This is a genomic window from Rhizobium sp. BR 317 (assembly GCF_047445835.1).
Lineage (GTDB): Bacteria > Pseudomonadota > Alphaproteobacteria > Rhizobiales > Rhizobiaceae > Rhizobium > Rhizobium paranaense.
This window is the reverse complement of record NZ_JARWLB010000002.1, coordinates 321,696-346,852: the sequence shown is the minus strand read 5'-3', so window position 1 is coordinate 346,852 and position 25,157 is coordinate 321,696. Positions and strand designations below refer to the sequence as shown.

General features: G+C 59.3%; 22 protein-coding genes, 1 other RNA gene and 1 pseudogene. 14 read left to right on the top strand and 10 right to left on the bottom strand.

The features are described 5' to 3' along the window. Positions 1–101: 101 nt before the first annotated feature. Positions 102–249: pseudogene (locus QD357_RS04255) on the bottom strand (EamA/RhaT family transporter); the annotation flags it as partial. Between the two features lie 19 nt (positions 250–268). Beyond that, positions 269–1,201: an alpha/beta fold hydrolase gene (locus QD357_RS04250; RefSeq protein ID WP_107108495.1), complete on the bottom strand. Its 933-nt coding sequence runs from the start codon at positions 1,199–1,201 to the stop codon at positions 269–271. Positions 1,202–1,369: 168 nt separating this feature from the next. Here QD357_RS04250 and QD357_RS04245 point away from each other — a divergent pair, with 168 nt between their 5' ends. From QD357_RS04245 to metF, 4 genes are all read left to right on the top strand, one after another. After that, positions 1,370–2,119: a ribonuclease T2 family protein gene (locus QD357_RS04245; protein ID WP_107108494.1), complete on the top strand. Its 750-nt coding sequence runs from the start codon at positions 1,370–1,372 to the stop codon at positions 2,117–2,119. 126 nt (positions 2,120–2,245) lie between these two features. After that, positions 2,246–3,895 (top strand): energy-dependent translational throttle protein EttA, encoded by a 1,650-nt coding sequence (ettA, locus tag QD357_RS04240; protein WP_107108493.1) that lies wholly within the window; start codon positions 2,246–2,248, stop codon positions 3,893–3,895. A gap of 193 nt (positions 3,896–4,088) precedes the next feature. After that, positions 4,089–5,114 carry a metalloregulator ArsR/SmtB family transcription factor gene (locus tag QD357_RS04235; protein ID WP_414124061.1) on the top strand — a complete coding sequence of 342 codons (1,026 nt, stop codon included), beginning with the start codon at positions 4,089–4,091 and terminating at the stop codon, positions 5,112–5,114. Position 5,115: 1 nt separating this feature from the next. Next, on the top strand, positions 5,116–6,018 hold the full coding sequence (gene metF, locus QD357_RS04230) for a methylenetetrahydrofolate reductase [NAD(P)H] (RefSeq protein ID WP_107108491.1): 903 nt from the start codon (positions 5,116–5,118) through the stop codon (positions 6,016–6,018). Positions 6,019–6,463: 445 nt separating this feature from the next. On the opposite strand, the gene QD357_RS04225 is transcribed toward metF, so the two are convergent. From QD357_RS04225 to QD357_RS04205, 5 genes are all read right to left on the bottom strand, one after another. Then, on the bottom strand, positions 6,464–7,408 hold the full coding sequence (locus QD357_RS04225) for a DMT family transporter (protein WP_107108490.1): 945 nt from the start codon (positions 7,406–7,408) through the stop codon (positions 6,464–6,466). 126 nt (positions 7,409–7,534) lie between these two features. Next, the gene (locus tag QD357_RS04220; protein WP_107108489.1) at positions 7,535–8,779 is read right to left on the bottom strand and encodes a lytic murein transglycosylase; all 1,245 of its coding nucleotides are present in this window, start codon (positions 8,777–8,779) and stop codon (positions 7,535–7,537) included. Between the two features lie 79 nt (positions 8,780–8,858). Next, complete coding sequence (locus QD357_RS04215; protein ID WP_107108488.1) at positions 8,859–9,650, bottom strand: GH25 family lysozyme; 792 nt, start codon at positions 9,648–9,650, stop codon at positions 8,859–8,861. A gap of 219 nt (positions 9,651–9,869) precedes the next feature. Next, on the bottom strand, positions 9,870–10,544 hold the full coding sequence (locus QD357_RS04210; RefSeq protein WP_414124060.1) for a class I SAM-dependent methyltransferase: 675 nt from the start codon (positions 10,542–10,544) through the stop codon (positions 9,870–9,872). Beyond that, entirely contained in the window at positions 10,541–11,788 is a 1,248-nt protein-coding gene (locus QD357_RS04205; protein ID WP_414124059.1) for a DUF3419 family protein, read from the bottom strand. Before QD357_RS04205 ends, QD357_RS04210 begins: the two co-directional genes overlap by 4 nt. 190 nt (positions 11,789–11,978) lie before the next feature. Between QD357_RS04205 and QD357_RS04200 the strand changes: the two genes are divergently transcribed. Next, a complete protein-coding gene (locus QD357_RS04200) occupies positions 11,979–13,391 on the top strand; it encodes a serine hydrolase domain-containing protein (protein ID WP_107108485.1) in 1,413 nt (470 codons plus the stop codon). Positions 13,392–13,401: 10 nt separating this feature from the next. On the opposite strand, the gene QD357_RS04195 is transcribed toward QD357_RS04200, so the two are convergent. The 3 genes from QD357_RS04195 to QD357_RS04185 form a co-directional block, all read right to left on the bottom strand. After that, positions 13,402–14,364, bottom strand: a complete 963-nt coding sequence (locus QD357_RS04195) for a transglycosylase SLT domain-containing protein (protein ID WP_414124058.1) — start codon at positions 14,362–14,364, stop codon at positions 13,402–13,404. A gap of 309 nt (positions 14,365–14,673) precedes the next feature. After that, on the bottom strand, positions 14,674–15,309 hold the full coding sequence (locus QD357_RS04190; protein WP_107108483.1) for a LysE family translocator: 636 nt from the start codon (positions 15,307–15,309) through the stop codon (positions 14,674–14,676). A gap of 59 nt (positions 15,310–15,368) precedes the next feature. Then, the gene (locus QD357_RS04185; RefSeq protein WP_107108482.1) at positions 15,369–16,580 is read right to left on the bottom strand and encodes a pyrophosphate--fructose-6-phosphate 1-phosphotransferase; all 1,212 of its coding nucleotides are present in this window, start codon (positions 16,578–16,580) and stop codon (positions 15,369–15,371) included. A 286-nt stretch (positions 16,581–16,866) separates the two neighbouring features. Between QD357_RS04185 and QD357_RS04180 the strand changes: the two genes are divergently transcribed. The 9 genes from QD357_RS04180 (at position 16,867) to QD357_RS04140 (ending at position 25,098) form a co-directional block, all read left to right on the top strand. After that, positions 16,867–17,574 carry a J domain-containing protein gene (locus QD357_RS04180; protein WP_107108481.1) on the top strand — a complete coding sequence of 236 codons (708 nt, stop codon included), beginning with the start codon at positions 16,867–16,869 and terminating at the stop codon, positions 17,572–17,574. Beyond that, positions 17,571–18,332, top strand: coding sequence for an N-acetylmuramoyl-L-alanine amidase (locus tag QD357_RS04175; protein ID WP_107108480.1), 762 nt, complete (start codon positions 17,571–17,573; stop codon positions 18,330–18,332). Before QD357_RS04180 ends, QD357_RS04175 begins: the two co-directional genes overlap by 4 nt. Positions 18,333–18,599: 267 nt before the next feature. After that, on the top strand, positions 18,600–19,157 hold the full coding sequence (locus QD357_RS04170; RefSeq protein ID WP_107108479.1) for a lytic transglycosylase domain-containing protein: 558 nt from the start codon (positions 18,600–18,602) through the stop codon (positions 19,155–19,157). Positions 19,158–19,239: 82 nt separating this feature from the next. After that, the gene (locus QD357_RS04165; protein ID WP_414124057.1) at positions 19,240–20,433 is read left to right on the top strand and encodes an NAD(P)/FAD-dependent oxidoreductase; all 1,194 of its coding nucleotides are present in this window, start codon (positions 19,240–19,242) and stop codon (positions 20,431–20,433) included. 67 nt (positions 20,434–20,500) lie between these two features. Then, positions 20,501–20,900, top strand: an RNA gene (rnpB, locus tag QD357_RS04160) — RNase P RNA component class A. 431 nt (positions 20,901–21,331) lie between these two features. After that, entirely contained in the window at positions 21,332–21,772 is a 441-nt protein-coding gene (gene mraZ / locus QD357_RS04155; RefSeq protein ID WP_107108477.1) for a division/cell wall cluster transcriptional repressor MraZ, read from the top strand. A 14-nt stretch (positions 21,773–21,786) separates the two neighbouring features. Continuing rightward, the gene (gene rsmH / locus QD357_RS04150) at positions 21,787–22,812 is read left to right on the top strand and encodes a 16S rRNA (cytosine(1402)-N(4))-methyltransferase RsmH (protein ID WP_107108476.1); all 1,026 of its coding nucleotides are present in this window, start codon (positions 21,787–21,789) and stop codon (positions 22,810–22,812) included. A gap of 1 nt (position 22,813) precedes the next feature. Then, positions 22,814–23,347, top strand: a complete 534-nt coding sequence (locus QD357_RS04145; protein WP_107108475.1) for a hypothetical protein — start codon at positions 22,814–22,816, stop codon at positions 23,345–23,347. After that, positions 23,347–25,098, top strand: coding sequence for a peptidoglycan D,D-transpeptidase FtsI family protein (locus QD357_RS04140; protein WP_107108474.1), 1,752 nt, complete (start codon positions 23,347–23,349; stop codon positions 25,096–25,098). Before QD357_RS04145 ends, QD357_RS04140 begins: the two co-directional genes overlap by 1 nt. Positions 25,099–25,157: the final 59 nt, after the last annotated feature.

Below are 25,157 nucleotides of genomic sequence, written 5' to 3'. Positions count from 1 at the left end.
TCGGTCCAGATAGGCGGCTAGAGCGCGAAAGTGCTCTCAGATGTATCGGATACGGGCTTGGAATCAAAGCGCGCTCGCGCCAGAGAATATAAAAGCGGCGGGACCTCCGCTGGCGGAATGGTGATTGCGGCAAGCTTCGAGAAGATGTCGATGATCGGTGACAGGACGACCGACAGGAACATCATCAACAGGCCGAATGTCAGCTCCGATTGATGCAAACGGGGCAGGGGAACTGTCGGTGGCACTCATTCGAACATTCCTATGGGAATCAGGCTTTTGCGGTCACCTGTTGACACCAGTTCGCAAAATCCGAAATGGCGGCGGCTGCGCCGATTTCGTTCAGAGTCTCATGCCGCATGTCCTGATAGATAGTCGTGGTGATATGCGAGAATCCGGCTCTTTTCAAATGGTTTGACAGCCATGAAATCGCCTTTCCATTGTTCGTCGCGGGGTCATGCCCGCCGCCGATGAGATGGATCGGCATGTCGCGCCGAAGCCGATCGAGGTGGTCCTTTTGCGGTGCACGGAAGGTCAGTTCGAAAATATCCAGCCATAGCGAGACCGAGGCATCGAAGCCGCAGAGCGGGTCGGCAATGTACTTATCCACCTCTTCCGGAATACGTGACAGCCAGTCGAATTCGGTACGGCGATTGGCGACAGATTGGCCCCAGGCGCCGAAGGTCAACTTCGGCAACAGTCCACTAGGGACATCGGAACCTTTTAGCATGCGTTCCGCCTTCAGGATGACCTGGGCCGCGCGCCCGGCAAGCCCGGCATTGAAATTCGAGTTCCAAACGGTGACGGCGTCGAATTTATCGGGATGCGTCACCGCCGCGTTGAGGCTGATCAACCCACCCATGGAGTGGCCGAAGAGGATGACTGGCAGGCCGGGATGGGCGGCGGCGGCAAGCTCGCGCATCGCCAGCACATCGGCAATGACTGCATCGACGCCGTTGCGCCTTGCGAAGCGGCCGAGTGGCGCGTCGGCAGCCGTTGTCTCGCCGTGTCCGCGATGATCGTGAGCGTAGACGTGAAAGCGGTGCGCCGCCATTGCTCCAGCGAAGCGTTCATAGCGACGGGAATGTTCGGCAAGGCCGTGGCTGATGAGAAGCACGCCACGCGCGCTGCCCTCGGCCGGCACATGATGATAGGCGAGCGTCGCACTCGTCGGACTATTCAGACGCCTCTTTTCGGCAAACATGATGCGCGTTTCCTCCCCATGCGGACGAAAGGTCATAGCTACCACGATTGCAATGCGCGGCGAGTGAAGCTCACAGAAATAAATCTTCGTGGCTTTGCGATTCAGGGTTGCGTGCCGCCGATCAAACTGCTTATTTGTTCTCATATTGTTCTGTTTTGGAGGTATGAAATGAGGCCTTGGCTTCAAGGGTTTGCAGTTGCTGTTCTGACGGCGGTGGTGATGGCGACGAGTGCCGTGGCCGAGGAAAATAGCCATGGGCGGACGCGATTTATTCTGGCGGCAAGTTGGGAACCTGCGTTCTGTGCGACGAACCAAAAGAAGGCAGAATGCCGAAATCAATCATCGAATAATTTCGACGCCAAGAACTTTTCGCTCCACGGTCTCTGGCCGATGCGGCAGGAATATTGCGATGTTTCCGATGATCTGAAGCAGTCCGATCGCAGCAGCGATTGGAAAGACCTGCCGGCTGTTCAACTTTCGGCAGAAACCAAGGCATCGCTGGATAAAGTCATGCCCGGCACGCAATCCGGTCTGGAGCGGCATGAGTGGATCAAGCACGGCAGTTGCACCAAGCTCAGCGCCGATGATTATTTCGGGACTGCGGTGGGCCTAATCAACGAACTCAATGCTTCCGCCGTGCGCGATCTTTTCGCGCAGAATATCGGCAAGACGCTCAGTGCAGACGCCATCAAGGCGGCTTTCGACAAGAGCTTTGGCGCGGGTGCCAGCGATCGTGTGAAGATGAGCTGCCGCCAGGTCGGCAAGGTGCGCGTGATCTCGGAACTGACGATCGGCCTCTCGGAAGACGCCATCCAGCCATCGCCAGACGGCGAGCCGCGGCTTGAGCAACTGATCCAGAGCGCCGGCAGAACATCGTTCGGCTGCGATCAAGGCGTGGTGGACGCGGCAGGTTTCTGACATCCAGCAAGTGGCTCGACGCGGATAAATGCCCTCGGACAAGGTTTCGCCGTTGCCCGAGGGCGGGGTTTCGCCTACATAGCGGCACAATTCGCAATGTTATCCGCCCGTGGAGTAACCCAAGCTATGGCACGTCAGTTCATCTATCATATGGCCGGTCTGAATAAGGCCTATGGCGCCAAGAAGATTCTCGAAAATATTCATCTCTCTTTTTATCCCGACGCCAAGATCGGTATTCTCGGCCCGAACGGTGCCGGTAAGTCGACCGTGCTGCGCATCATGGCCGGCCTCGACAAGGAATATACCGGCGAAGCCTGGTTGGCCGAAGGCGCCACCATCGGCTACCTGGCGCAGGAGCCTCAGCTCGATCCCAACAAGACGGTGTTCGAAAACGTCATGGAAGGCGTTGCCAAGAAAACCGAAATCCTCAATCGCTACAACGAATTGATGATGAACTATTCCGACGAGACGGCGGACGAGGGCGCCAGGCTCCAGGACATCATCGACAGCCAGAATCTCTGGGATCTGGAAAGCCAGGTCGAGATGGCGATGGAAGCATTGTGCTGCCCGCCGCGCGATGCCGAAGTCACCAGCCTTTCCGGCGGTGAGCGCCGCCGTATCGCGCTTTGCCGCCTGCTTCTCTCGCAGCCGGACCTGCTGCTGCTCGACGAACCGACCAACCATCTCGACGCCGAGACCATCGCCTGGCTGGAAAAGCACCTGCGCGACTATCCGGGTGCCGTGATGATGATCACCCACGACCGCTACTTCCTCGACAATGTTACCGGCTGGATTCTCGAACTCGACCGCGGCCGTGGCATTCCTTACGAAGGCAACTACTCCGCCTATCTGCAGGCCAAGGCCAAGCGCATGCTGCAGGAAGCCCGCGAAGAAGCCGGCCGCCAGAAGGCGATCAGCCGCGAACAGGAATGGATTGCCTCCAGCCCCAAGGCCCGTCAGGCCAAGTCCAAGGCGCGTATCAACGCTTACGAACAACTGGTCGATGCTGCTGAAAATCAGCGTCCCGGTGATGCGCAGATCATCATTCCGGTCAGCGAGCGTCTTGGCCAGGTGGTGATCGAGATGGAGGGCATCACCAAGGGCTTCGAAGGCCGCACGCTGGTCAACGATCTGTCGATCAAGCTGCCGCCGGGCGGCATCGTCGGCATCATCGGCCCGAACGGCGCCGGCAAGACCACCCTGTTCAAGATGATCACCGGGCGGGAAAAGCCGGATTCCGGCTCGATCCGCATCGGCGAGACGGTGCATCTCAGCTATGTCGACCAGAGCCGCGACGCGCTTGACGGCAACAAGACCGTATGGGAGGAAATCTCCGGCGGCGCCGAAATCATCAAGCTCGGCAAGTTCGACATGAACTCGCGCGCCTATTGCGGCGCCTTCAACTTCAAGGGCGGCGACCAGCAGCAGAAGGTCGGCAATCTCTCCGGCGGTCAGCGCAACCGCGTTCACCTGGCCAAGATGCTGAAGGCTGGCGGCAACGTGCTTCTGCTCGACGAACCGACCAACGACCTCGATACGGAAACGCTGGGGGCGCTGGAAAGCGCGCTCGAAAACTTCGCCGGCTGCGCCATCATCATCAGCCATGATCGCATGTTCCTCGACCGTCTGGCCACGCATATCCTGGCCTTTGAAGGCGAAGGCCATGTCGAATGGTTCGAAGGCAATTTCGAAGATTACGAGCAGGACAAGATCCGCCGCCTCGGCCCCGATGCTCTCAATCCGGGCAGCCAGGCGCACAAGCGCCTGACACGATAAGTTTGCTGTCTTTCCGTCATGGAAAACCCCGGCATGTCCGGGGTTTTTCTTTGCCGTAGGGCAGGAGGCACATATTCCCTAGCCGACAAAAACTAACAGATTTCCGACGTCGAGTTCGCTTAATCCGCAATTGGGTCTTGCGGAGCGCATCCAAATCACATAAAGATATCTTTATATCTTGATTGGGTGTCGAATGACGGATTTCGTAAAATTCGGTTTGGATGATCTGGTGGACGTGCTGAAGGCGGCAGGCGAGCCGACGCGGTTGCGTCTGCTGGCGCTTCTTGCTGCTGGCGATCTCACCGTCACCGATCTTACCKAAATTCTCGGCCAATCGCAGCCGCGTATTTCGCGCCACCTGAAGTTGCTCGGCGAGGCCGGCCTCATCGACCGCTATCAGGAGGGCGCCTGGGCCTATTTCCGCTTGAAGCAGGAGGGCAAGGCGGTCGTTCTCGTGCGCACGCTTCTCCGGCATGCGGCTGAAAGCGATCCGGTGTTGCTGCGTGATGGCGAGCGGCTTTCTGCCGTCAAGCGTATCCGCGCGGAACGGGCACAGGCCTATTTCAGCCGCAATGCCGCGGAGTGGGATGAACTGCGCCGCCTGCATGTGGCCGATGAGGATGTCGACAAGGCCTTGATGGAGTTGATCGGTCCGCAGCAGATCGACTCTTTCCTGGATCTCGGCACTGGTACGGGCCGGATGCTGCAATTGCTGGCGGGTCACTATCGCCGCGCGGTCGGCATCGATGCGAGCCGCGACATGCTGGCCGTCGCGCGCGCCAATCTCGATCGATCGAACATTACTGCCGCTTCGGTGCGGCATGGCGACATTTTCAACCTGCCGCTCGAAGCGCAGGATTTCGATCTGATCACCATCCATCAGGTACTGCATTTTCTGGATCAGCCGGAGATTGCCATCAACGAGGCGGCGCGAATGCTGAGGCCCGGCGGCAGGCTGGTGATCATCGATCTCGCCCCGCACGGGCTGGAATATCTACGCGACGAACATGCGCATCTGAGACTCGGTTTCTCGCATCAGGCCATATCGGAATGGTTGAAATTGGCGGGACTTGATGTCGAGCAGGTGCTGGACCTTCATTCGGGGAGGGAAGGCGGTCAAGCGCTCACGGTCACGATCTGGCTGGCGCGCGACCCGCGGCTGCTGATCGCCGCCGGGCAGGATCGTCAATCCTCCCCCATTCTCGCCGGGAGAGCTTGATATGTCTTCAAAGACTGAAAACGGCCAGCGTGGCATCCGTATTTCCTTCGAATTCTTCCCGCCGAAATCGGAGGAAGCCGAGACGCAACTTTGGAATACGGTGGCCGACCTGAGCGAGTGGGAGCCGGATTTCGTCTCGGTCACCTATGGCGCCGGCGGTTCGACCAAAGCTCCGACATTGTCTGCCGTGCGCCGGATGATCCACGAGACGCCGTTCACGACCGCTTCGCATCTGACATGCGTAGGCGCAACGCGCGAGGATACGCACCGGGTTATCGACGATTTGCTCTCGACCGGCGTCCGCCGTTTCGTAGCGCTGCGCGGTGATCCGCCGGGCGGCGTCGGCGCCGCTTACCAGCCGCATCCCGGCGGCTATGCCAATGCGGCCGAACTGGTGTCGGCTTTGCGCGAGCGTGGCGATTTCGATATTTCCGTTTCCGCCTATCCGGAAAAACATCCGGAGAGCCGCGATACCGCAGCCGATATCGATATGCTGAAGCGCAAAGCGGACAATGGCGCTAACAGGGCGCTCACCCAGTTCTTCTTCGATAATGACGCCTTTGAACGCTATCATGACCGTGTGCGTGCTGCCGGCATCAAGATTCCGGTCGTCCCGGGTATCATGCCGATCCAGAATCTGACGCAGTTGAAGCGGTTTGCCGGCGCCTGCGGCACCCTCATCCCTTCCTGGTTGGACGAACGTTTCGACGGCCTCGACGAGGATGCCGATAAACGCGCCGATGTCGCTGCAGATGTCGCCGCGGAGCAGATCGAAGACCTGGTTCGTCGCGGCATCCATGAGTTTCATCTCTATACGATGAACCGCTCTCCGCTCGTCAGCGCCGTTCTCGACCGATTGGGCATTCCGCGCAAGACGGATGCGCGCGCCGGCGCCGCTGCCTGACGGGATTTGGCCGGGTGATATCTGGGAAGCGGGCATGAAAAAGCGCATGTCGGTCGCGACATGCGCTTTTTAAATGGACTAAGTGTTTTGTTAGCTTTCAGGAGTTCGGTTTCCTGCACTGTTCGCTATGTCGTCAGATGAAAAGCATCGTCACAACGAATAGGAATGCTGCACTGACCACTAGGACGTTGATGGATCGCGTCAATCCCATGTCTTCCTCCTTAGTCAACCGTTAGAGCCTATGTCAAAAATGTGTCGTTTGGAAAGCAAATTCGATGCTGCGACGCGGTAGGTTGTGCAGGTTTCGAATCGCAATCTCGCTGCAAGCTATTGTTTTTGATAATTAAAATGAAACGATGCGCCGTTCACGAAATTTAATGCATCGTTAATTTAGCTGTGAATAAGGTTAAGGCGGATGTCTTCTACCGAGCCATGAATCGGGTCGCTATAGACCGCTCGTTCCCGCACTCGGTCGCATGCGTGCGTAGAGACGTCCGTCCAAAATAAGCAGGCCTGTGCCGATCAGCAGCATGCCGGCAATTTCCGTAAATCCCAGTCGTTCACCGAGGAAGAGAAAGCCGAGCAGGATGGCGCTCGGCGGCACGAGCAGGGTGACCAGCGAGGCGTTGGTGGCGCCGGCGAGTGCCATGATGCGGAAATAGAGGATATAGGCGAAGGCGGTCGACACCAGCGCCATGCCGAGAATGGCGACGAGGGCGCTGATAGGCGGCGTTGCTAGGGTCCAGGGTTGATCAAGCAAAAGGGCGACCGGCAGTATGAGGGCCGCGGAGCAGGTCAATTGACCCGCTGCAATAACGGGCGACGCCATGCCTTTGAACCGTTTGGCATAGATTGCAGCGAAGCCATAGGAGACTGCAGCAAGGATCGGCAACAGCAGCGCCCAGAGCGGAACTTCAGCGCCGCTTGTCACGCTTGGGCCAAGCAGCACGATCGTGCCGACAAGGCCCGTCAGACAGCCGGCAAGTTTGGCGGATGTCAGCCGCTCGTCGGTGGTGAAGTGGTTGCCGATCAACACGGTCCAGATCGGAGTTGTTGCGTTCAGAATGGAGGCGAGCCCGGCACCCATCTGGGTTTGGCCGATGAAGATCAGCGCGTGCGGCACGGCGTTGTTGATCAGACCCAGCAACAGGAACTGCCGCCAATGTGCTCGCAGCACATCATAGATCCTGAAGCGACCGGCGATGTAGACATGCAGCGCTATCGCCGCCAGCGATAGGCGTAGGAAGACCAGCGTAAATGGTGGTACATAGTGCACGGCGATGCGCGCAAAGAAAAAGGAGCCGCCCCAGATCAACCCGAGCAACAGCAGCAGGCTCCAGGTGAGTGCGTTCATGCGATTGGTAGTGTTCACCGGGTGCGCCTCCGCCATTTGGGATCTATCTTGGCGAAAGGAGAGGCGCTTTCCACCCGTTTCTTGCCGAGCCTTGATCGGATGCCCGGAAGAACAGACGAAAAAGGCGGCCAACGGCCGCCTTTTATAGCAGGCAAGTAGCGCTTAAAGCGCGTTCAGCAATGATTGCGTCGCCCAACCGTCGGCAGGAAGGCCGAGGCGGAACTGTTCCTTTTGGACAGCGACGCGCGTGCCTGAGCCGAGAATGCCGTCGATCTTGCCGACATCGTAGCCGCGTGCCGTGAGCTTGGTCTGAAGCGCTTTCATATCGACATCGTTCAGGCCCGCTTCCGGCGTGCCCTTGTTATAGGTCGGGGCGCCAGCAAAACGGGTGGCGAAATACGCCGCGGACGTCGTGTAAATAAACGACTGGTTCCATTGGAGATAGGCGTTGTAGTTCGGATAGGTCAGGAAAGCCGGGCCTTTACGACCCTGCGGCAGGATGAGAGCGGCCGGCAGCGAACCGAAATTTGTATTACCGTCGCGCGGCTTGACGCCGAGCTGGAACCAGTCGGCGGCCGTGAGCGTGCCCCCAATGCCGGATTTCTCCCAGGGCAGATTATCCGGCAGTGTGACCTCCTGCAGCCAGGGCTGGCCTCGCTGGAAGCCCAGGCTTTGGATGTATCGTGCCGTCGTGAGAATGACATCTGGTGCGCTTGTCTTCAAATTGACGTGGCCGTCGCCATCGCCATCGACACCGTAAGAGATGATCGAGGGCGGCAGCATCTGCGTCTGGCCAATTTCGCCAGCCCAAGCGCCTGTCGTTGTATCTGGGTCGGCATCACCGTGCTGTACCATCTCAATGTATGAGATCAGGCGCGGGCGGAAAAACTCGGGGCGCCGGCAGTCGTGCGAGAGCGTCACAAGCGCATTGCGGGTGTTGAAATTGCCCTGGACGGCGCCGAAATCAGTTTCCATTGCCCAATAGGCAGTGATGACGCCGGGCGGCACGCCGTAGTCCTGCTCGGCCTTGGCGAAGACGTCCGCATATTGCTTGATCTTCTGGCGGCCAATGTCGAGGCGGGCCTGGCTGACGGTGCGCTGCGAGAATTCGAGGAAGGTCTGGCGGAAAACGCCCTGACCGCGGTCCATGGAGAGGACCTTTTGGTCGATCTGAGCACCGGCGAGCGTCTTGTCCGCGGCCGCAGCGTCGGCGCCAGCGGCGATCGCCTCGGCCTTGACGCCGGCTAGAAAGGACGAGAGGTCCCCGCCGCAAGGTGCCTGTGGAGCGCTGGTTCCACCTGCATTCGGCGCCGCGGCTGGAGTCGCGTTCTGCGCCATTGCCACACTTGCCATGGCTGAAGCGAAGACCAACGCGAGTGCGCTACGTCGAATGGTGTAGGGGTCCATAGGCGATCCTCTTTTTTGATAGAATAGGGTCGCTTTCACAGAAGATTGTGACAGAAGCAAGAGAGAAGTTCAGGCAATCTCAAGAATTTCCTTCCTTCTCTACTGCCGCCACCCAGTTGTGCCAATTCTGTTCGGAACCGGCAAAAACATTGATGTCCGTTGGACCCTTGATGCCCGGGATCAGACCCGTCGAGGTGTATTGCCAAAAGGCCCAGGGGCGGTCGGCATAGGTCACCATCGGATGCTTGGCGACCGAGCGGACCCAGAAGTGATAGTCCTTGAAATAACCGGCAAGATTATCGCGGTGGAAGTCGACCGACGTGTAGATGATCGGGCGCTTGCCGTAATAGGCTTCCAGACGGTCCATGAAGCGCTTGATCTCGGTGCGCACCGTCTGCGGATCGGGCCGTGTGCGGCAGGTCTTGGATTCGGCGTTCCATTCGACGTCGAGCACCGGCGGCAGCATCATCGCATTCTTCGGGACATTGTGAATGAACCAGTCGGCCTGGTCGTCCGCCGTCGAGCAGAAATAGTAGAAGTGATAGGGCGCGTAGGGAATGCCGGCCGTATTGGCTTCCCGCCAATATTCGTTGAAGCGGTCATCGATCCTATCCTTGCCTTCGGTCGCCTTGATGAAGACGAAGGCAATGCCTGAGCCCTTCACCGACTGCCAGTTGATATCGCCCTGCCATTTCGAGATGTCGATGCCATGGATGGGATGGCGCTCCGGATGGTCGCGGCCGAAATCCTGCGGCTTGGTATCCTTGAAACGTGTCTTCGGTATCGATGCGGTCTGAAAGCTGTCATAACCCATGGTGCAGCTATTCAGAAAAAGGGCGAGCGGCAGTAAGCATGACAGAAGCCTGCGCATGGATATCCTGTTATGGCGCGAGTAATCTTGCTGCCCCAAGACTTGGCTTCCGTGATATGTGGTCCCCAAAAATCCCAAAAGAGGCAAAGGACCAAGCTGTTGTCAGCCGGCCTTGCCACTTTTTAACCATATCAACGTAAAAAATGCGTTATCTTCAAGTAAATTCTTATACTTGGAATGCCGTATGAACGGATTTCATGTCGAATTCCGCTCTTTTGGCTAGGCGGCCGGCTTAATAACGACGGCTCTCCAGGCGTAACCCCGCCCGATTTCTTCGAATACCAGCTTCGCGCCACGCGCCTGAACCCGCTCTTCCATCGCTGTGCGGAGGTCGGCTMGCGGCGTGACGTGGAACTTTTTCAGCCAGCCCTTCAGCATGGTGCGGAACCAACCTGGCAGGCGCTCTTGCTGGCCAAAATCGACGATGTGCAGTTCGCCGCCGGGAATGACCGCATCCAGCGAGGCATCGATCGCGCTCTTCCAGTCCGGGATCATCGACAGCGCGTAGGAAATCATCACGCGGTCGAAACCGTCGGCACCGAAATCCGCAGCCGAGAAGGCGGTGGCATCGGCGACGCGGAAGTCCGGCACCTGTTTCAAGCCCCGAAAATTATTGCGAGCCGAGATCAGCATCTCCTGGGAGATGTCGAGGCCATAGAGCTTGGCCGACGGAAAGCGGCGATGGGCCAGCAACATGTTGCGGCCAGTGCCACAGCCGACTTCGAGAAGCGAGCCGCCAAAAGGCACGTTGAGGTGCATGATGGTGCGGTCGCGGCCGAAGAGATAATATTTGCGGGTCAGGTCGTAGATGTGCCGCTGGTAGCGGTACATGCCGTCCATCAGTCCGGCATGGTTCTTCGAGCTTGTCTGGAGACCTGTATCCGCCTGGCTCACGCTTTTTTCCCGTAGATGTGGAAGCCGCCGTAGATCGCCGAGCGGTCACGGACGTTAAGCTCGTGCGAGCGCTCTTCAAAGTAGACCCACTGCTCGCGAATGGCGGGGGAGAGGCGGCCTTCGATGATGCTCTTTTCTGCAGCGGTGCGGAAAATAACGCGAGCGCCTTCGCGAGCCGTGCGGGTGATTTCCGCCCAGAGGTCGTTGAGCTGTTCGTCGGTCATCCAATCCTGCGCATCGAGCAGGATATAGCGGTCACGCGAAGCGGCGGGCTTGGAGGCCAGAAGTTCGGTGAAGTTGGCATGATGCACGTCGACGCGGTCGGCATTGGCGCGAATGGCGGCGTAGTGCTCGGGGCGCAGATAGGTTGGCAGCGKACCCTGATGCGGGCCAGCATAACGCCGCGCGAAGGCCTGCCAGGCGAAATAGTTCTCGCGCATCGGGAAGTGGCATGCCAGCTTTTCCAGGCGATGCTTCAGGACGCCCGATATGGAATCGTCACCGGCGAGGCTTGCAAGCTCATCATATTGCTGCGGCGGAATGCCGAGGCCGAAAAGCGAGCTCTTGCGGCCGAGCAGCCAGCGCACCATCGGCTTGTCGAAGATCGGCGCAATCTCGTCGTCGAAAAACTGCCGCTGTTCGCGAACCGTGCGTGCTTCCGTCATCTTGGCGAGGCGGACGCCGTGCAGGCGGGCCAGCACATGGGCGGCGCCAATGAAGCGGCCGAGCAGGCCGGTCTTGTAGATGTTGCGATTGAAGACGGTCACGCGGCGGCGACCATACATGTCGCGGCCATCCCAGTAAGCGGCGGTCGCCGGATCCAGGCGCGGCGCGATGAACTGGTCGTATGCCTGGCTGTTGGCGCCGACGTTGGGCGTGCCGAAGAAGCGCACCAGATCGGTATGGCCTGGCAGCAGCCGGAAGGCGGCGAGCTTGAGCTTGTTCAGCGCGATGTGGTGACGATTGAGGTCGACGACATCGATGGAAGCCGGGTTCTGCGAAAGATAGGCGAGCATGTTGCAGCCGCCCGAGCCGATGGTGACGATGCGGTGGTGCGGCTGAAGCTCCATCGCCTCCATGTCGATATCCGGATCTTCCCAGATCTGCGGATAGACGAGGCCGGAAAACAGCATGCCGAACAGACGCTCGGAAAAGCCGGCTTTCGACAGAGCCTTGTGTTGCAGCAGAGCGTCTTTGAGTTTCCGATTCTTGTGGAGACCGGCCTCCGGGGCAAATTCCGTCATCTGAGTCTTGTCACCGATTTGTCAGGTTCAGCGCGTGTAACCCGGCAATGCTACAGTCTGATGACGTGGGCTGTTGGCAGATCAGGCCATAGAACCGTCACGCTGATATTTGCAAAGCTATGATGACGATAGGTCTTTCATATTGCTGCATTTCCTGATTGTCTCCGCAAACCTTCGGAGGGTGTGTGACATGCGTTTGATATCGAGCGTGATCGGGGCTCTTGTTCTTTTGCTGCTGATCATTGTCGCGGGCAGTGCCGCTTGGCTTTGGGTCTGGCCGCCGGAATTGCTTAGAGTCGGCGACGGTTACGCGGCCAAGATCGTCTGCTCGAATACCTTTATCGCCAAGCGCGATCCAGAACGCATAATGACGGATGACGTGCAGGCGCCCGGTAATCCGGCGCTGAAGCTTGTCCAGGTTTCGGTCAATCGTGAGGAAGGCGTGGTCACCGCCCGCTTCCTGGGCATGTTTGCGCCAAACTATGCGCTCTACCGTGGCGCGCTCGGTTGTACGACCGTGCCGGACGGTGATCTGCCGGCGGCGCGCAGCGCGGTATTCCTCAATAAGGTGAGGGCGCCCAAAAACGATTCTCTTTGGCCTGATGGCGATAAGGTCGCGCAGGGCCAGGATGAAGCCGGGCTCGCGCTTTCGAAGCTCCTTGCCAATCAGGATTTTGCCGGTCCCGCCATGCGCGCCATCGTCGTCGTCAAGAACGGTCGTATCGTTGCGGAGGCCTATGGCGACGGGTTCGACAAGGGCACGCCATTGGTCGGCTGGTCGATGACCAAAACGGTCAATGCGGCCATCATCGGCCGTCTGATGCTTTCAGGCCGCATGTCCTTCGACGATCAGAACCTTTTCCCGCAATGGAGCAATGATGCGCGCAAGAACATCAAGCTCAGCGATCTCCTCGGCATGGAGAGCGGCCTGGCCTTCAACGAAGGATATGGTGCCGTCTCCGACGTGACGCGCATGCTCTACCTCGAGCCTGACTCGACGAGGGTTGCCGCCAACGCACCTCAAGAGGCTCCAGTCGGCGAAAGATTCAACTATTCCAGCGGCACGGCGACGCTGCTCTCAAGGCTTTGGATGAACAAGCTTCCGAATGAGACCACCGCGATCTCCTATCCGCGTGAAGCGCTGTTCGGGCCGCTCGGCATGTCCAGCGCCGTATTGGAAGCCGATGAGCGTGGCACTTTTGTCGGCAGCTCTTATCTTTATGCGACGGCGCGCGACTGGGCGCGCTTCGGGCAATTCCTGCTACAGGATGGTGTCTGGAAGGGCCAGCGCCTGCTGCCGGAAGGTTTTGTCGGCGCAATGCGCACCCCGACGAAGTCATCGGAAGGCATCTATACGCAGGTTCAAGCCTGGCTTGCCGGTCCGGGTGGCTCGAATGCGCAGTTCGGCCTGCCGGCGGATACATTCTGGATGCTTGGACACGACGGCCAGAGCGTTGCCATCGTGCCCTCAGCCAATGTCGTGCTGGTGCGCATGGGGCTGACGCCAGGTTGGCTGGACTACAAGCCGCAAATTCTGCTGAAGAAGATTCTGGACATAACCAGCACCGGTCAGGAGATGGCCCAACCGGCGCTAGCGGACTGATCTGGGATAATCAGTAATTGCCTTGGGCGACGTCCGACAGGCCCTTGCGCTTGGCATCATAATAATAGCCGCGCGCATAGAGCTGAACGGCGTTGACTTCTTTGTTCTCGGCCTTGTTGTCAGCCACCATCCAGGCGCCGCGCAGATATTTTGCGGCATATTTGATGTTGGTCTCGGCATCGAGCAGGCCTGTCGGCGGGCCGTCGTAACCCATCGACTTGGCCGTGTTATATCTGATCTGCATCAGCCCGAAATAACCGGCCCGGTTATAGGCCTTCGGATTGTAACGGCTTTCGCGATGAACGACGCGATGGATCAGAGATTCCGGAATTTGGTAAAGCTTGGCATATTTCTCGATGAGCTTCGAAACGTAGCTCTTCTCGGCTGCCGGCACATCGGAATCGTAATTCTGAGGCGTCAGCACCGCCGAAACGACCGTCGGGCCGCTGGAATCGAAGTTGAAATCGTAATGCATGCGGTTGTCCGCATAAGTCATACCGGCGATCGGCATGGGCGCAGCATAAGCGACTTCGGCCGGCGCCATGATCGGCGCGTCTTCGCCGGGACGAGGTGTCGGAACGACGGACTGAATGGCCGCCACGTCCGATGTCATCGGAATGATCGCTTGACCCTGGGCCACGGAGCCTGACACCGGCAGTAGCGCGGTATCGCCCGGACGGGCCGGGTTCGGGATCGGGATGGCGACGACAGCGGGGACCACGGGTTCGTCGGAGGCTGCGTAGGCGGCGGCCGCAGTTGTGTTCGGCGCGGGCGCACCGGTCACGGCCGCAATGGCGACCGTACCCTGGTTCGCCGCGTTCGGCGCAGTCGCCACCGGAGCGCCCATACGGTTCTGGGCTGCCTGGATCTGATTCTGATCGACCGAACCGGCGACAACCCGGTCCGATTTCATCAGTACTGCCTGCTGCTGCGGCTGAGCCTGCTGGCCTGTTGCCGGTGTGGTGGAAGCCACAGCTACGCCGCCTGCGGACGACGCAACACCGACCGTAGCCGGGTTTGTATTCGGATGCGGCACGTTGGTTTGTGCCGACGGGAGTTCTGCCTGGGACGTTTGTTGCTGAGTGCTTGCGCACCCTGCAAGGACGCCGCACATCATTGCCGAAAAGGCAACGCTGCGCTTTAGGCTGGGAAATCCGATCGCTACCATTCTGTCACTTTCGAAAAAACCAAACCGCCCTGCGGCGCAAATCAGCCACAGGGTTGATAAATTTATGAATCCCCCATTAACCTATCCGTGATCGCCCCGCAACCCTGGACAGCATCAAGCGGCCATTCGGCGATACCCGGCGGTCACGGCGCCGGCGGCTATCAACAGGGTTCCGCCCGTCCGGTTGACAGCGCGTTGCACGCTTGCCTTGCGGATAAAGCCGCGCGCCATGTCGGCAATGAAAACGTAGAGCAGTGAGTTCAGCGCCGCCAGAGTGAGGAAAGTCGCCTCCAGAATAAGGGTTTGCTGAAGGAAGGGCTTCGACAGGTCGAGAAACTGCGGCACAAAGGCAATGAAGAAGACGATGCTTTTCGGGTTCAAGGCGGTAACAACGTAAGCGTGCAGCAAAATCTTCAGCGGTTTTTCCTCGGGAAGATTGTCATTATCGCCCATCGGACCGGTCACGATCGGAGCGCGCCAGAGTTTGATTCCCAGAAACATCAGGTAGGCTGCGCCGATCAGCTTCAGAATCGTGAATAGAGTCGCCGAGGCGGCGAGAAGAGCGCCGAGACCGGCGAGCGAGGCAGTCATCGCCGTGAAATCGCCAAGCGTTACGCCGGTTACCGTCGCCAGCGCCGTCTTACGACCATGTCCAAGTGCATATGAGATCACAAGGAGAATGGTCGGACCGGGGATTGCCAGCATGATGCAGGATGCGGCGGCGAAAGCGAGCCAGGTTTCGATGGACATGGAATCCTCCTCTATTCCTATTCGCCGCCAGCAAAGACATTGGATTTGCAATCCGTCAATTAGGATTGCGTGTATTTTTGCCCGATGTGATCCATGACCTCGGCGAACCACGGCAACGACATATCGAAGGGCTTGCCGCCCTTGATGCGCGGGAATTCGATGGTGCGCAGCTTGCCGCCCTGGCCTTCGTCGTGACCGGTGACACCGGAGACCTTATTCAAGGCGCTTTCGACCGCGAGATCGACCATGCCTTGGATGAGGCGCAGGTCATCGCCGTTGGCGGCGGCCGAACGGGCAAAGTAGCCCGACTTCTGCACCAGCGAGCGTTCAGCGCCGAGGAGGGTCGCGAATTGCTTCTGGAACCAGTTGCCGACATTGATAGTGTCGATCTTCACATGACCGAAGGCATCGCGCTTGATGGTTTCGCCGGCAGCTTCGCGCTCGGCGACGATGGCCTCGAGAGCAGCACCTTCCGAAACGAACAGCGTCACCTGGCCGGTCTTGTCCATGATGGCCTTCAGGCGGTCAGCTTCCGCTTCAATGTCGAACGCCATTTCCGGCAGATAGAGGCCGTCGATGCTCTTCATGGCGGCATTCATCATGAAGCCGTCGACATATTCATTGGCACTGGTCTTCTGAATATAGGCGCGGGCCGTCGCAGCCGTCAGCCAGCCGCAGCTTCTGCCCATGACTTCATGGATGACGAGGGTGCGCGGAGCGGCGGTCTGTTCGTTACTGACATTGTCGAAGAAATGTGCGCCGACTTCGGCGGCCGTCCAGGCGCCGAGAGACTGGCGGATCGGCACGACGTCATTGTCGACGGTCTTCGGCAGGCCGACCACGGTCAGGTTGTAGCCGTTGGCGCCGAGATAGGCGGCAAGATCGGCCGCTGTCGTGTTGGTGTCGTCGCCGCCGATCGTGTGGAGAATGGTGACGCCGTCCGAGGCGAGGCGCTCGGCGGCGACGCGCAGCGGATTTTCACCTTCCTTGACGAGGCCGCGCTTGACGCAGTCGGCGGCGTTGGTGAGTTTGACGCGGCTGTTGCCGATCGGTGAGCCGCCGTAGCGGTGCAATAGGTGCGCGCGCTCACGCATGTTGGGGGTCACCTCGATGCGGTCGGCCAATAGAACGCCCTGATAGCCGGAACGATAGGCTATAATGTCGAGATCGGGCGCCACGTCGCTGTAGCGCTGGATCAGGCCGCCGACAGCAGAAGAGAGACAGGGCGCCAATCCGCCGGCGGTGAGCATTGCGACTTTCTGTTTGGCCATGGGGATCCTCCTTGCAGCAGGGCTGCTTCATTTCGGTGATTGCCGTCGGAATGGATGCGACAGGCGGGCATGGCTGTAAAGTAAAGAATTTAAGAAATGCGCGCTTGTCTTTTCATCCGGGCAGCGAGCGGCGTGATTGTGCGGCATCGCAAATGGCGGTTTCAAACACGCCATCATTACCAAAATGTGAAAAGTGTTTTCGGCTGTGCGACCAATGGACTCCTTGCAATCGCAACCATTATTTGATCAACGTGTTTCCTATTCAGAAGGGGTAGTTGAGACCGTCATGTCGTTTTGGGAAAAATTGCTGAATGCTGTTGGTGGCACCGCTGGCAATGCCCTGTCGGCGGTGGTCGAAGCCATCCGGACGCTTTTCGAAGGCGATCCGGAGACCCGTCGCAAGGTGGCCTTTTCCGTCGCCATCATCGCGCTTTCCGCCAAGATGGCGAAGGCCGATGGCATCGTGACAGAGAACGAGGTCAATGCCTTCCGCGAGATCTTCGAATTTCCGCCGGATCAGGCAAAGAACGTTGCACGTCTTTATAATCTGGCACGCCAGGACGTTGCCGGCTACGAGGCCTATGCGGAGAAGCTGTCGTCGCTCTGTGTCACTTGTTCAAAGAATTGCCCGGTGCTGGAAGACGTGCTTGACGGTCTCTTCCATATCGCCAAGGCAGACGGCCTGATCCACGAGAAGGAAATGGCCTTCCTGCAGCACATTGCGCAGATATTCCATATGAGCGAGCAGCGGTTCGAGCAGATCATGGCTCGGCATGTCAGCGCCGGCCGTGATCCTTACAAGGTGCTCGGCGTCTCGCCTCAGGATGATTTCACGACCATCCGCCGGCGCTATCATGGCCTGGTCTATGAGAATCACCCCGACCGTCTCGTTTCGCGCGGCGTGCCGGAGGAATTCCATCTTATCGCCAATGAGCGCATGGCAGCGCTCAACGCGGCCTACGCCGAAATCGAGAAAGAACGCCGCGCCGCATGAGTTCCTTCGCGGCAGATTTTTCCGGCGCCATCGTGCAGCCGTCGCCGAACCATGGCGAGCGGCGGGATGGGCGCAAGCCGGACATGATCCTTCTGCACTATACTGGCATGGGCACGGCCGAAGGCGCGCTTGATTGGCTCTGTCGCGACGAGAGCCAGGTGTCGAGCCATTACTTCGTCTTTGAGGACGGGCGCGTGATGCAGCTCGTGCCGGAAGAACGTCGTGCCTGGCATGCCGGCAAGAGCGTCTGGCACAACGAGGCAGACATCAACTCGCAGTCGATCGGCATCGAAATCGCCAATGCCGGCCATCCCGGCGGATTGCCGGATTTTCCCGATGCACAGATCGAGGCGGTCATCGAACTGTGTCGTGATTGCGGCCAACGCTGGGCAGTTTCACCTGAGCGTGTGCTTGCACACTCCGATGTCGCCCCTGTTCGCAAGGTCGATCCAGGCGAGAAATTCCCATGGGCACGACTGGCCGCTGCGGGCGTCGGACACTGGGTCGAACCGGCACCGATCACCGGCGGGCGGTTCTTTCAAAGGGGCGATGTCGGTCAGCCGATCGAGGCTTTGCAATCCATGCTGTCGCTCTACGGTTATGGAACGGAAATTACAGGTGAATTCTCCACGAAACTGGAGGGAGACGTCGAGGCTTTCCAGCGTCATTTCCGTCAGGAGCGGGTGGACGGAATCGCCGATTTTTCGACCATCGACACGCTGCATCGTTTGCTCTCCGCACTGCCTCGCTTTTCCTAAGGGGAGGCGGACCTTCATTTTGCGGCCGCCGAGACACCGTTACGCGCAAAATGCGTAACGTGCTGCAACGCCACATCATTTCCCTATTATCTCCGCATTGCGCTGGTCTAACCACGCTCGCTGAACGGCGGTCGCGCAAATTAGTTTGTGTGTCGCGCGGCCGTAAAGACTAAACGGGGACCGTGCACTCCGGCGGCTCTTTTTGCCTCCCGCCGGACTGATGGCTTAGTGCTGTCCGCGATCCCGCGCCCGGAGACAAAAGACTACATGAAAAATCTGATTGTTGCGGCGGCAACATGCGCGAGCGTGTTGCTGACAGGATATGATTGCGCCTTTGCCGACCCGCATGGCGGGAAAACTCAGACCATTCCTCTACATACCATCACACGTACGACCGGCTATCCGCTGCCGGGTGTCCCTACCGCATTGCATGATGCGGAAAATTCTTCCACGACACAAAATCCCTATTCGGCCTTGATTGCAAAATATGCCAAGCAGAACGGCGTGCCGGTCGAGTTGGCGACTGCGGTCGTTCAGATCGAAAGCAATTTCAATCCAAAACGGCGCGGTAGCGCCGGCGAGATCGGCCTGATGCAGATCAAGCCCACGACAGCGAAGTTGATGGGCTATTCCGGCAGTGCCAAGGGCCTTTACGATCCCGAGACGAACATCAAGTTCGGCATGAAGTACCTCGCCATGGCGCAGCAGCTTGGCGGTGGGCCGACCTGCAACACCATCCTCAAATACAATGCCGGTCATGCGGCGACGCGCATGAATCCGGTATCGCAGCAATATTGCGGTAAGGTGCTGGCCCTGCTTGATTAATCGCCGCCTTCATAAGGATTGCGGGTAGGGCGGAGCCGCTTTCCATGTTATCGAGTTTGCGATCATTTGCGAGGGACATAACATGGCAGCGGATTTCCGGTTCATCGTCGTCGGTCGGGGAATGATGGGGGCGGCTGCCGCCCGTCATCTCGCCAAACAGGTGGACGGCATAGCCGTCATTGGCCCGGACGAGCCGGGGGATCGTGCGAAGCATCAGGGCGTTTTCGGCAGTCATTACGACGAAGGCCGGATCACCCGCACCATCGATCCCGATGCTGACTGGGCACGGCTCGCCAACCGCTCGATCGCCCGCTATGCCGAGATCGAGCGCGACAGCGGCATTCAGTTCTATGCTCCAGTCGGTTGCTTGGTGGTCGGGCCGAAACGGGGTGGCGCTGATGCCTATGTCGGCGATGTCGCCGATGCGGCAGCTCGGCTCGGTGTGCGGACCGAGCTTCTGGACGATGCTGGGTTGAAGGCGAAATTTCCCTTCTTCTCTTTCGCCGAAGGCAGCGAGGGCGTTTACGAGCCGCATGGGGCCGGACATATTAGCCCGCGGCGGCTGGTGAAGGCGCAGTCGTTGCTGGCGGAGAAAGCCGGGGCTCGGATCATCAAACAGACGGTTGTCTCGATCCGAGACGAGGGTGGTCTGGCGGTCGTCAAGACGGCGGAAGGCGAGACGTTCCGGGCGGAGAAAGTCCTGCTCGCCGCAGGCGGTTTCTCCATTGCCGAGAGTCTCTTGCCGCAGCCGGTTGAGATGAAGGTTTATGGTCGCACGGTGACTTTCTTCGAGGTGGGCGAGGCGGAAGCCGAGGTGCTTTCATCCATGCCGTCGCTGATATCCTCGAGGCCTGATCATACCGACAGCATCTATCTGCTGCCGCCGATCCGCTATCCGGACGGAAAATATTACATCAAGATCGGCGGCGATCCGGACGATCTCCAATTCGAAAGCGAGCCGGATCTGCGTCGGTGGTTTCAAACCGCCGGCCGCGACAAGGCACGCGATCATCTGACTCGGGTCTTCCACGAACTGGTTCCGGGCGTCACAGGATCGTCGGCCTTCACCAATTCCTGTGCTGTTTCCTACTCGCCGACCAAATATCCCATGATCGGCTACACGTCGTCGCCGCGCGTAGCGGTGCTGACTGGCGGCTGCGGCACGGCGGCGAAGAGTTCGGACGAGATCGGCAGGCTCGGCGCTKAGCTGCTGCTCGAAGGCCGAATCAAGGACGACGGCTACCGCACGGATTTCTCTGCACATTTCCGTGCTTAGGCCCGAACGGGAATAAAGCCGCATATTTCGATGGCAATTGCCGACGCTCTCGGCTAATGGAGCCCTGCCAGTTGGCCGGGCAGCCGCGCCTCACCAATGCCGAAAGGCGGTGGGGTGAGGAAAGTCCGGGCTCCACGGAAACACGGTGCCGGATAACGTCCGGCGGGGGTAACCTCAGGGAAAGTGCCACAGAAAGCAAACCGCCGGGTCTTCGGATCGGGTAAGGGTGAAAGGGTGGGGTAAGAGCCCACCGCGCCTCTGGCAACAGCGGCGGCACGGTAAACCCCACCGGGAGCAAAACCGAATAGGGATGACGCGGATCGCGAAAGCGGTCCAGCCCGTTTCCGGGCCTGTCATCCGGGTGGGTTGCACGAGGCGGCGCGCAAGCGTCGTCCCAGATGAATGGCTGCCACGTTCCGGCCTCGGCCGGAGCCATACAGAACCCGGCTTACAGGCCAACTGGCAAATTATCCCTCGCTAATCCCAGTGCTCCTCTTTCGGCCCTGTGGAAACAATTTATCGGGCGGTCAAAAGCCTTGGTTTCCAGCCTTCCAAGCGTGCCGGATAGAGGCGTTTTCGTCTGCGAAAACAATCCGCTTTGGCGCCTCGGTTCAGGGTGATCATAACCTTTCGTTAAACTTAACGGGATATGAATATTCAGGCTGTGGCCACGTCTCGGTGGCCTCATCCCATTGACGCCCATATGGTCCCATGGTATCCCAAAAGCACACTGCACAAGGGCAAATCAGAGCCCGTTCATCGCAAAGCCATGATCTCTCCTTTTCTAGGGGTGTCGGAAGAGTATTCTCTCTTTCGGCTTGCGAAGCTGTGTCCGATTTTGGCTATGTCTGCGGGCGAATGATCGCCCGTATGTCATGGGAAACGGGTGTTTCGCGTCATGAACCGCTTCCTATCGAATGCGACCAACAGGATCGATGCCAAGGGCCGGGTATCCGTGCCGGCGGCGTTTCGTTCCGTGCTCGCGGAGCGCAATATCCAGGAGCTTTATTGTTTCCAGGATTTTGTGTTTCCGGCGATCAGCGTCGGCGGTCTCGATCTGCTCGATCGGTTCGAGCGGCAGATTGCGGCGGACGATCCTTTTTCGCCGGCGGCGAACCAGATGTCGCTCCTGATTCACGGGGGCGGGGTCTTCATGAAGCTCGATGCGGAAGGGCGGCTGATGGTCACGGATTTCATCCGCGGCTTCACCGGTATCGCCAACGAGGTGACCTTCGTCGGGCGAGCGGATCATTTTCAATTGTGGCAGCCGGAGGCTTTTCAAGCCTTGCAGGCGCGGGCACGAGAGGAGCGCAAGCTGGCGGGCCGGCGCTCGGAATAGAACGGGGAAACGGAATGGCGGCGAATCCTGGCGGAGGCTCGACTGATGCCGGTGGCGGACCGGTTCGTCACATTCCGGTTCTTCTTGCGGAGGTGCTCGAAGCATTGGCGCCGGCCCCCGGCAAACTCATTCTGGATGGCACGTTCGGTGCGGGCGGCTATACTTCGGCTATTCTGGCTGCTGGCGCGGATGTGATTGCGCTCGACCGCGATCCGACGGCGATCGCGGCAGGGCAAGCGATGGTTGCCGCTCATACGGGTCATCTTTCTCTTATTCATTCGCAGTTTTCGCAGCTTGCCGATCACGCGCCGCAAGGTGGGCTCGATGGTGTCGTGCTCGATATTGGCGTCTCGTCCATGCAGCTCGATGAGGCCGAGCGTGGCTTCTCGTTCAACAAGAACGGTCCGCTCGACATGCGCATGTCGGCAAGCGGCGTGTCTGCGGCCGATGTCGTCAATCGCGCCAAGCTGGCCGATCTCATTCGCATCTTCGCCTTCCTCGGTGAGGAGAAGCAGGCGCCGCGCATTGCGCATGCGATCGAAAAGCGCCGGGCGGAAACGCCATTCGTCACGACCCGCGATCTCGCCGGACTGATCGAAATCGTCACGCCGCGGAAGGCCAAGGACAAGATCCATCCGGCGACCCGTGTTTTCCAGGCGCTGCGCATCTTTGTCAACGACGAGCTCGGCGAGTTGGCGCAGGCGCTGTTTGCTGCCGAGCGGGCGCTGAAGCCGGGCGGGCGCCTGGTTGTCGTTACCTTTCATTCGCTGGAAGACCGGATCGTCAAGAAGTTCTTCGCCGATCGCTCCGGCCGCGCCGCCGGTTCCCGCCATATGCCGATGGTTCATGAGCGGCTGGCGACCTTCGATCCGATTGGTAAGTCGATGATTTCCGCTGGCGATGCGGAGGCGGAAGCCAATCCGCGGGCGCGTTCGGCCAAGCTGCGTGCGGGTCTTCGTACCGCAGTGCCGGCCGAGGCTGCCGATCTCTCGATCTTCGATCTGCCCAATCTCGCCAGTCTCGGAAAGCTCGGAGGTTGATATGCTGAAGACTTTTGACATCATTCTGATTGGCGTCATGACAGCGATGGCCACCGTCACCTACACGATCAAGCATCGGGCCGAGCTGAAGCTCGAGGAGGTTCGTCGCCTCGAATCGGAAATCAAGCTGGAAACGGACACGATCGAACTTCTGAAGGCGGACTGGGCGCTGGTGGTGCAGCCAAACCGCTTGGAGCGATTGGTCAACAACTACAGCAATGAACTCAAGCTGCAGCCGACGCTATCTACTGCGATCGTGCAGCCGAGCGAATTGCCGATGCTCCGCTCGCAGGTTCCGGAAACCGTCGCCGATGCCAAGGATGTCACCAAGCCCGGTAACGCAAAGACTGGCGGCGGGAAGTCTAGCGCCAGCGTGGCATCTAAGAGCGGCGACACGACGGACGCGCAAATCCGAAAGGCGATTGCCGATGTCGCCGCCGCTCCTGCGCCGCGTCCGGTCGCCAAGGCGCCGTCGCTGGTGAAGCACAAAAAACAAGAAGTCGACAATATCGCAACGGGATCGGTGGACGAGTGATGTCTTTTCTTTCGCGCATCATGGTCTTGAAAAGCAAGGCGCATTTCTCCACCGACGGCAATAACCGCCCGAACGACGGTTTCGGCGGCTCGACTTTCGAGGGTGCCCGCAAGCGCAAGTCCAATCAAGCCAAGAGCCGCGTTGTTCTGTTGGTCGCGAGCTTTACCGTCGTCTACTGCATCATCGGTGGCCGTCTTGCCCAGTTCGCCATGACGCCCCCGGATACGACGTCGAGCATCCTGCCGCCGGACCGGCTGATGGCATCGCGCCCCGATATCGTCGACCGCAACGGCGCCCTGCTGGCAACCGATATCCGCACCGTGTCGCTGTTCGCCGAGCCGAACAAGATCATCGATCCCGATGAAGCGGTCGAGCAATTGCGCACTGTGCTGCCCGATCTCGACACCAAGGGCACTTATAAGAAGCTTGCCGTCAAAACCTCGCATTTCGCCTGGCTTCGCCGCCAGTTGACGCCGAAACAGCAGAGCCAGATCCTGGCGCTCGGCATTCCCGGCATCGGTTTCCGTCCGGAAAAGCGCCGCTTCTATCCCGGCGGCTCGACCGCCGCCCATATTCTCGGCTACGTCAACATCGACAACCGCGGCGTCACCGGCATGGAGAAATACATCGACGACCAGGGGCTCGCCGATCTCGCGGCTGCCGGCATGACCACGGACCAGCCGCTGCAGCCGGTGAAGCTGTCGATCGATCTGCGCGTGCAGGACATCGTTCATGACGCGGTCGTCAATGCCGTCAATAATTTCCAGGCAAAGGGTGCAGGTGCCGCTGTGCTCGACGCCCGTACCGGCGAAGTGCTGGCCATGGCGTCGGCACCCGACTTCGATCCGAACTATCCGAACGAAGGCGCTGCGGAAGGCTGGCTCAACCGCATGACGAACGGCACGTTCGAAATGGGATCAACCTTCAAGACTTTCACGATGGCGATGGCGCTCGATGCTGGCAAGGTGACGCTGCGCGACGCCTTCGACGCCACCAATCCGATCCGCATCGGCGGCTTCACCATTCACGACTTCCACGGCCAGCATCGCGTGCTGACCGTTCCGGAAATCTTCCAATATTCGTCCAACATCGGCACGGCGAAGATCGCCGACATAGTCGGTATCGACGCGCACAAGGAATTCCTGACGCGGATGGGGCTGCTCAGCAAGTTGAACACCGAGCTGCCGGAAGTGAAGATGCCGACGCAGCCGCGTGTGTGGAAGAAGATCAATTCGATCACCATCTCCTTCGGCCACGGTGTCTCCACCACGCCGCTACAGACGGCAGTCGCCGGCGCGGCTCTCGTCAATGGCGGCAAGCTGATCGAGCCGACCTTCCTGCCGCGCACCCGCGAGCAGGCCGATGCGATCGCCAAGATTGTCGTCAAGAAGAGCACCAGCGACGATATCCGCTTCCTGCTCGATTTCAACGGCTCCAAGGGATCGGGCCGTGCCGCTCGCGTCCCCGGCTACGACGTCGGCAGTAAAACCGGCACGGCCGACAAGGTCGTCAATGGTCACTATTCGCACACGCTGAACTTCAACACCTTCCTGGCTGCCTTCCCGATCGACAATCCGCAATATGTCATCATGACCTTCTGCGACGAGCCGAAGACCGGTGAACATGGCGGTACGATCTCCGCATACACCGCGGCGCCGATCGCTCGCGATATCATCGCGCGGGCAGCGCCGATCCTTGGAATACAACCCAGTTTCGGAAACGGTAACTCCGCCTTGCTGGTGTCTTATTAAGCGTGAAAGAATACACGGGTCGATTCGCGAGGGGCGGACTGATCAAGAACGAAAAGTAT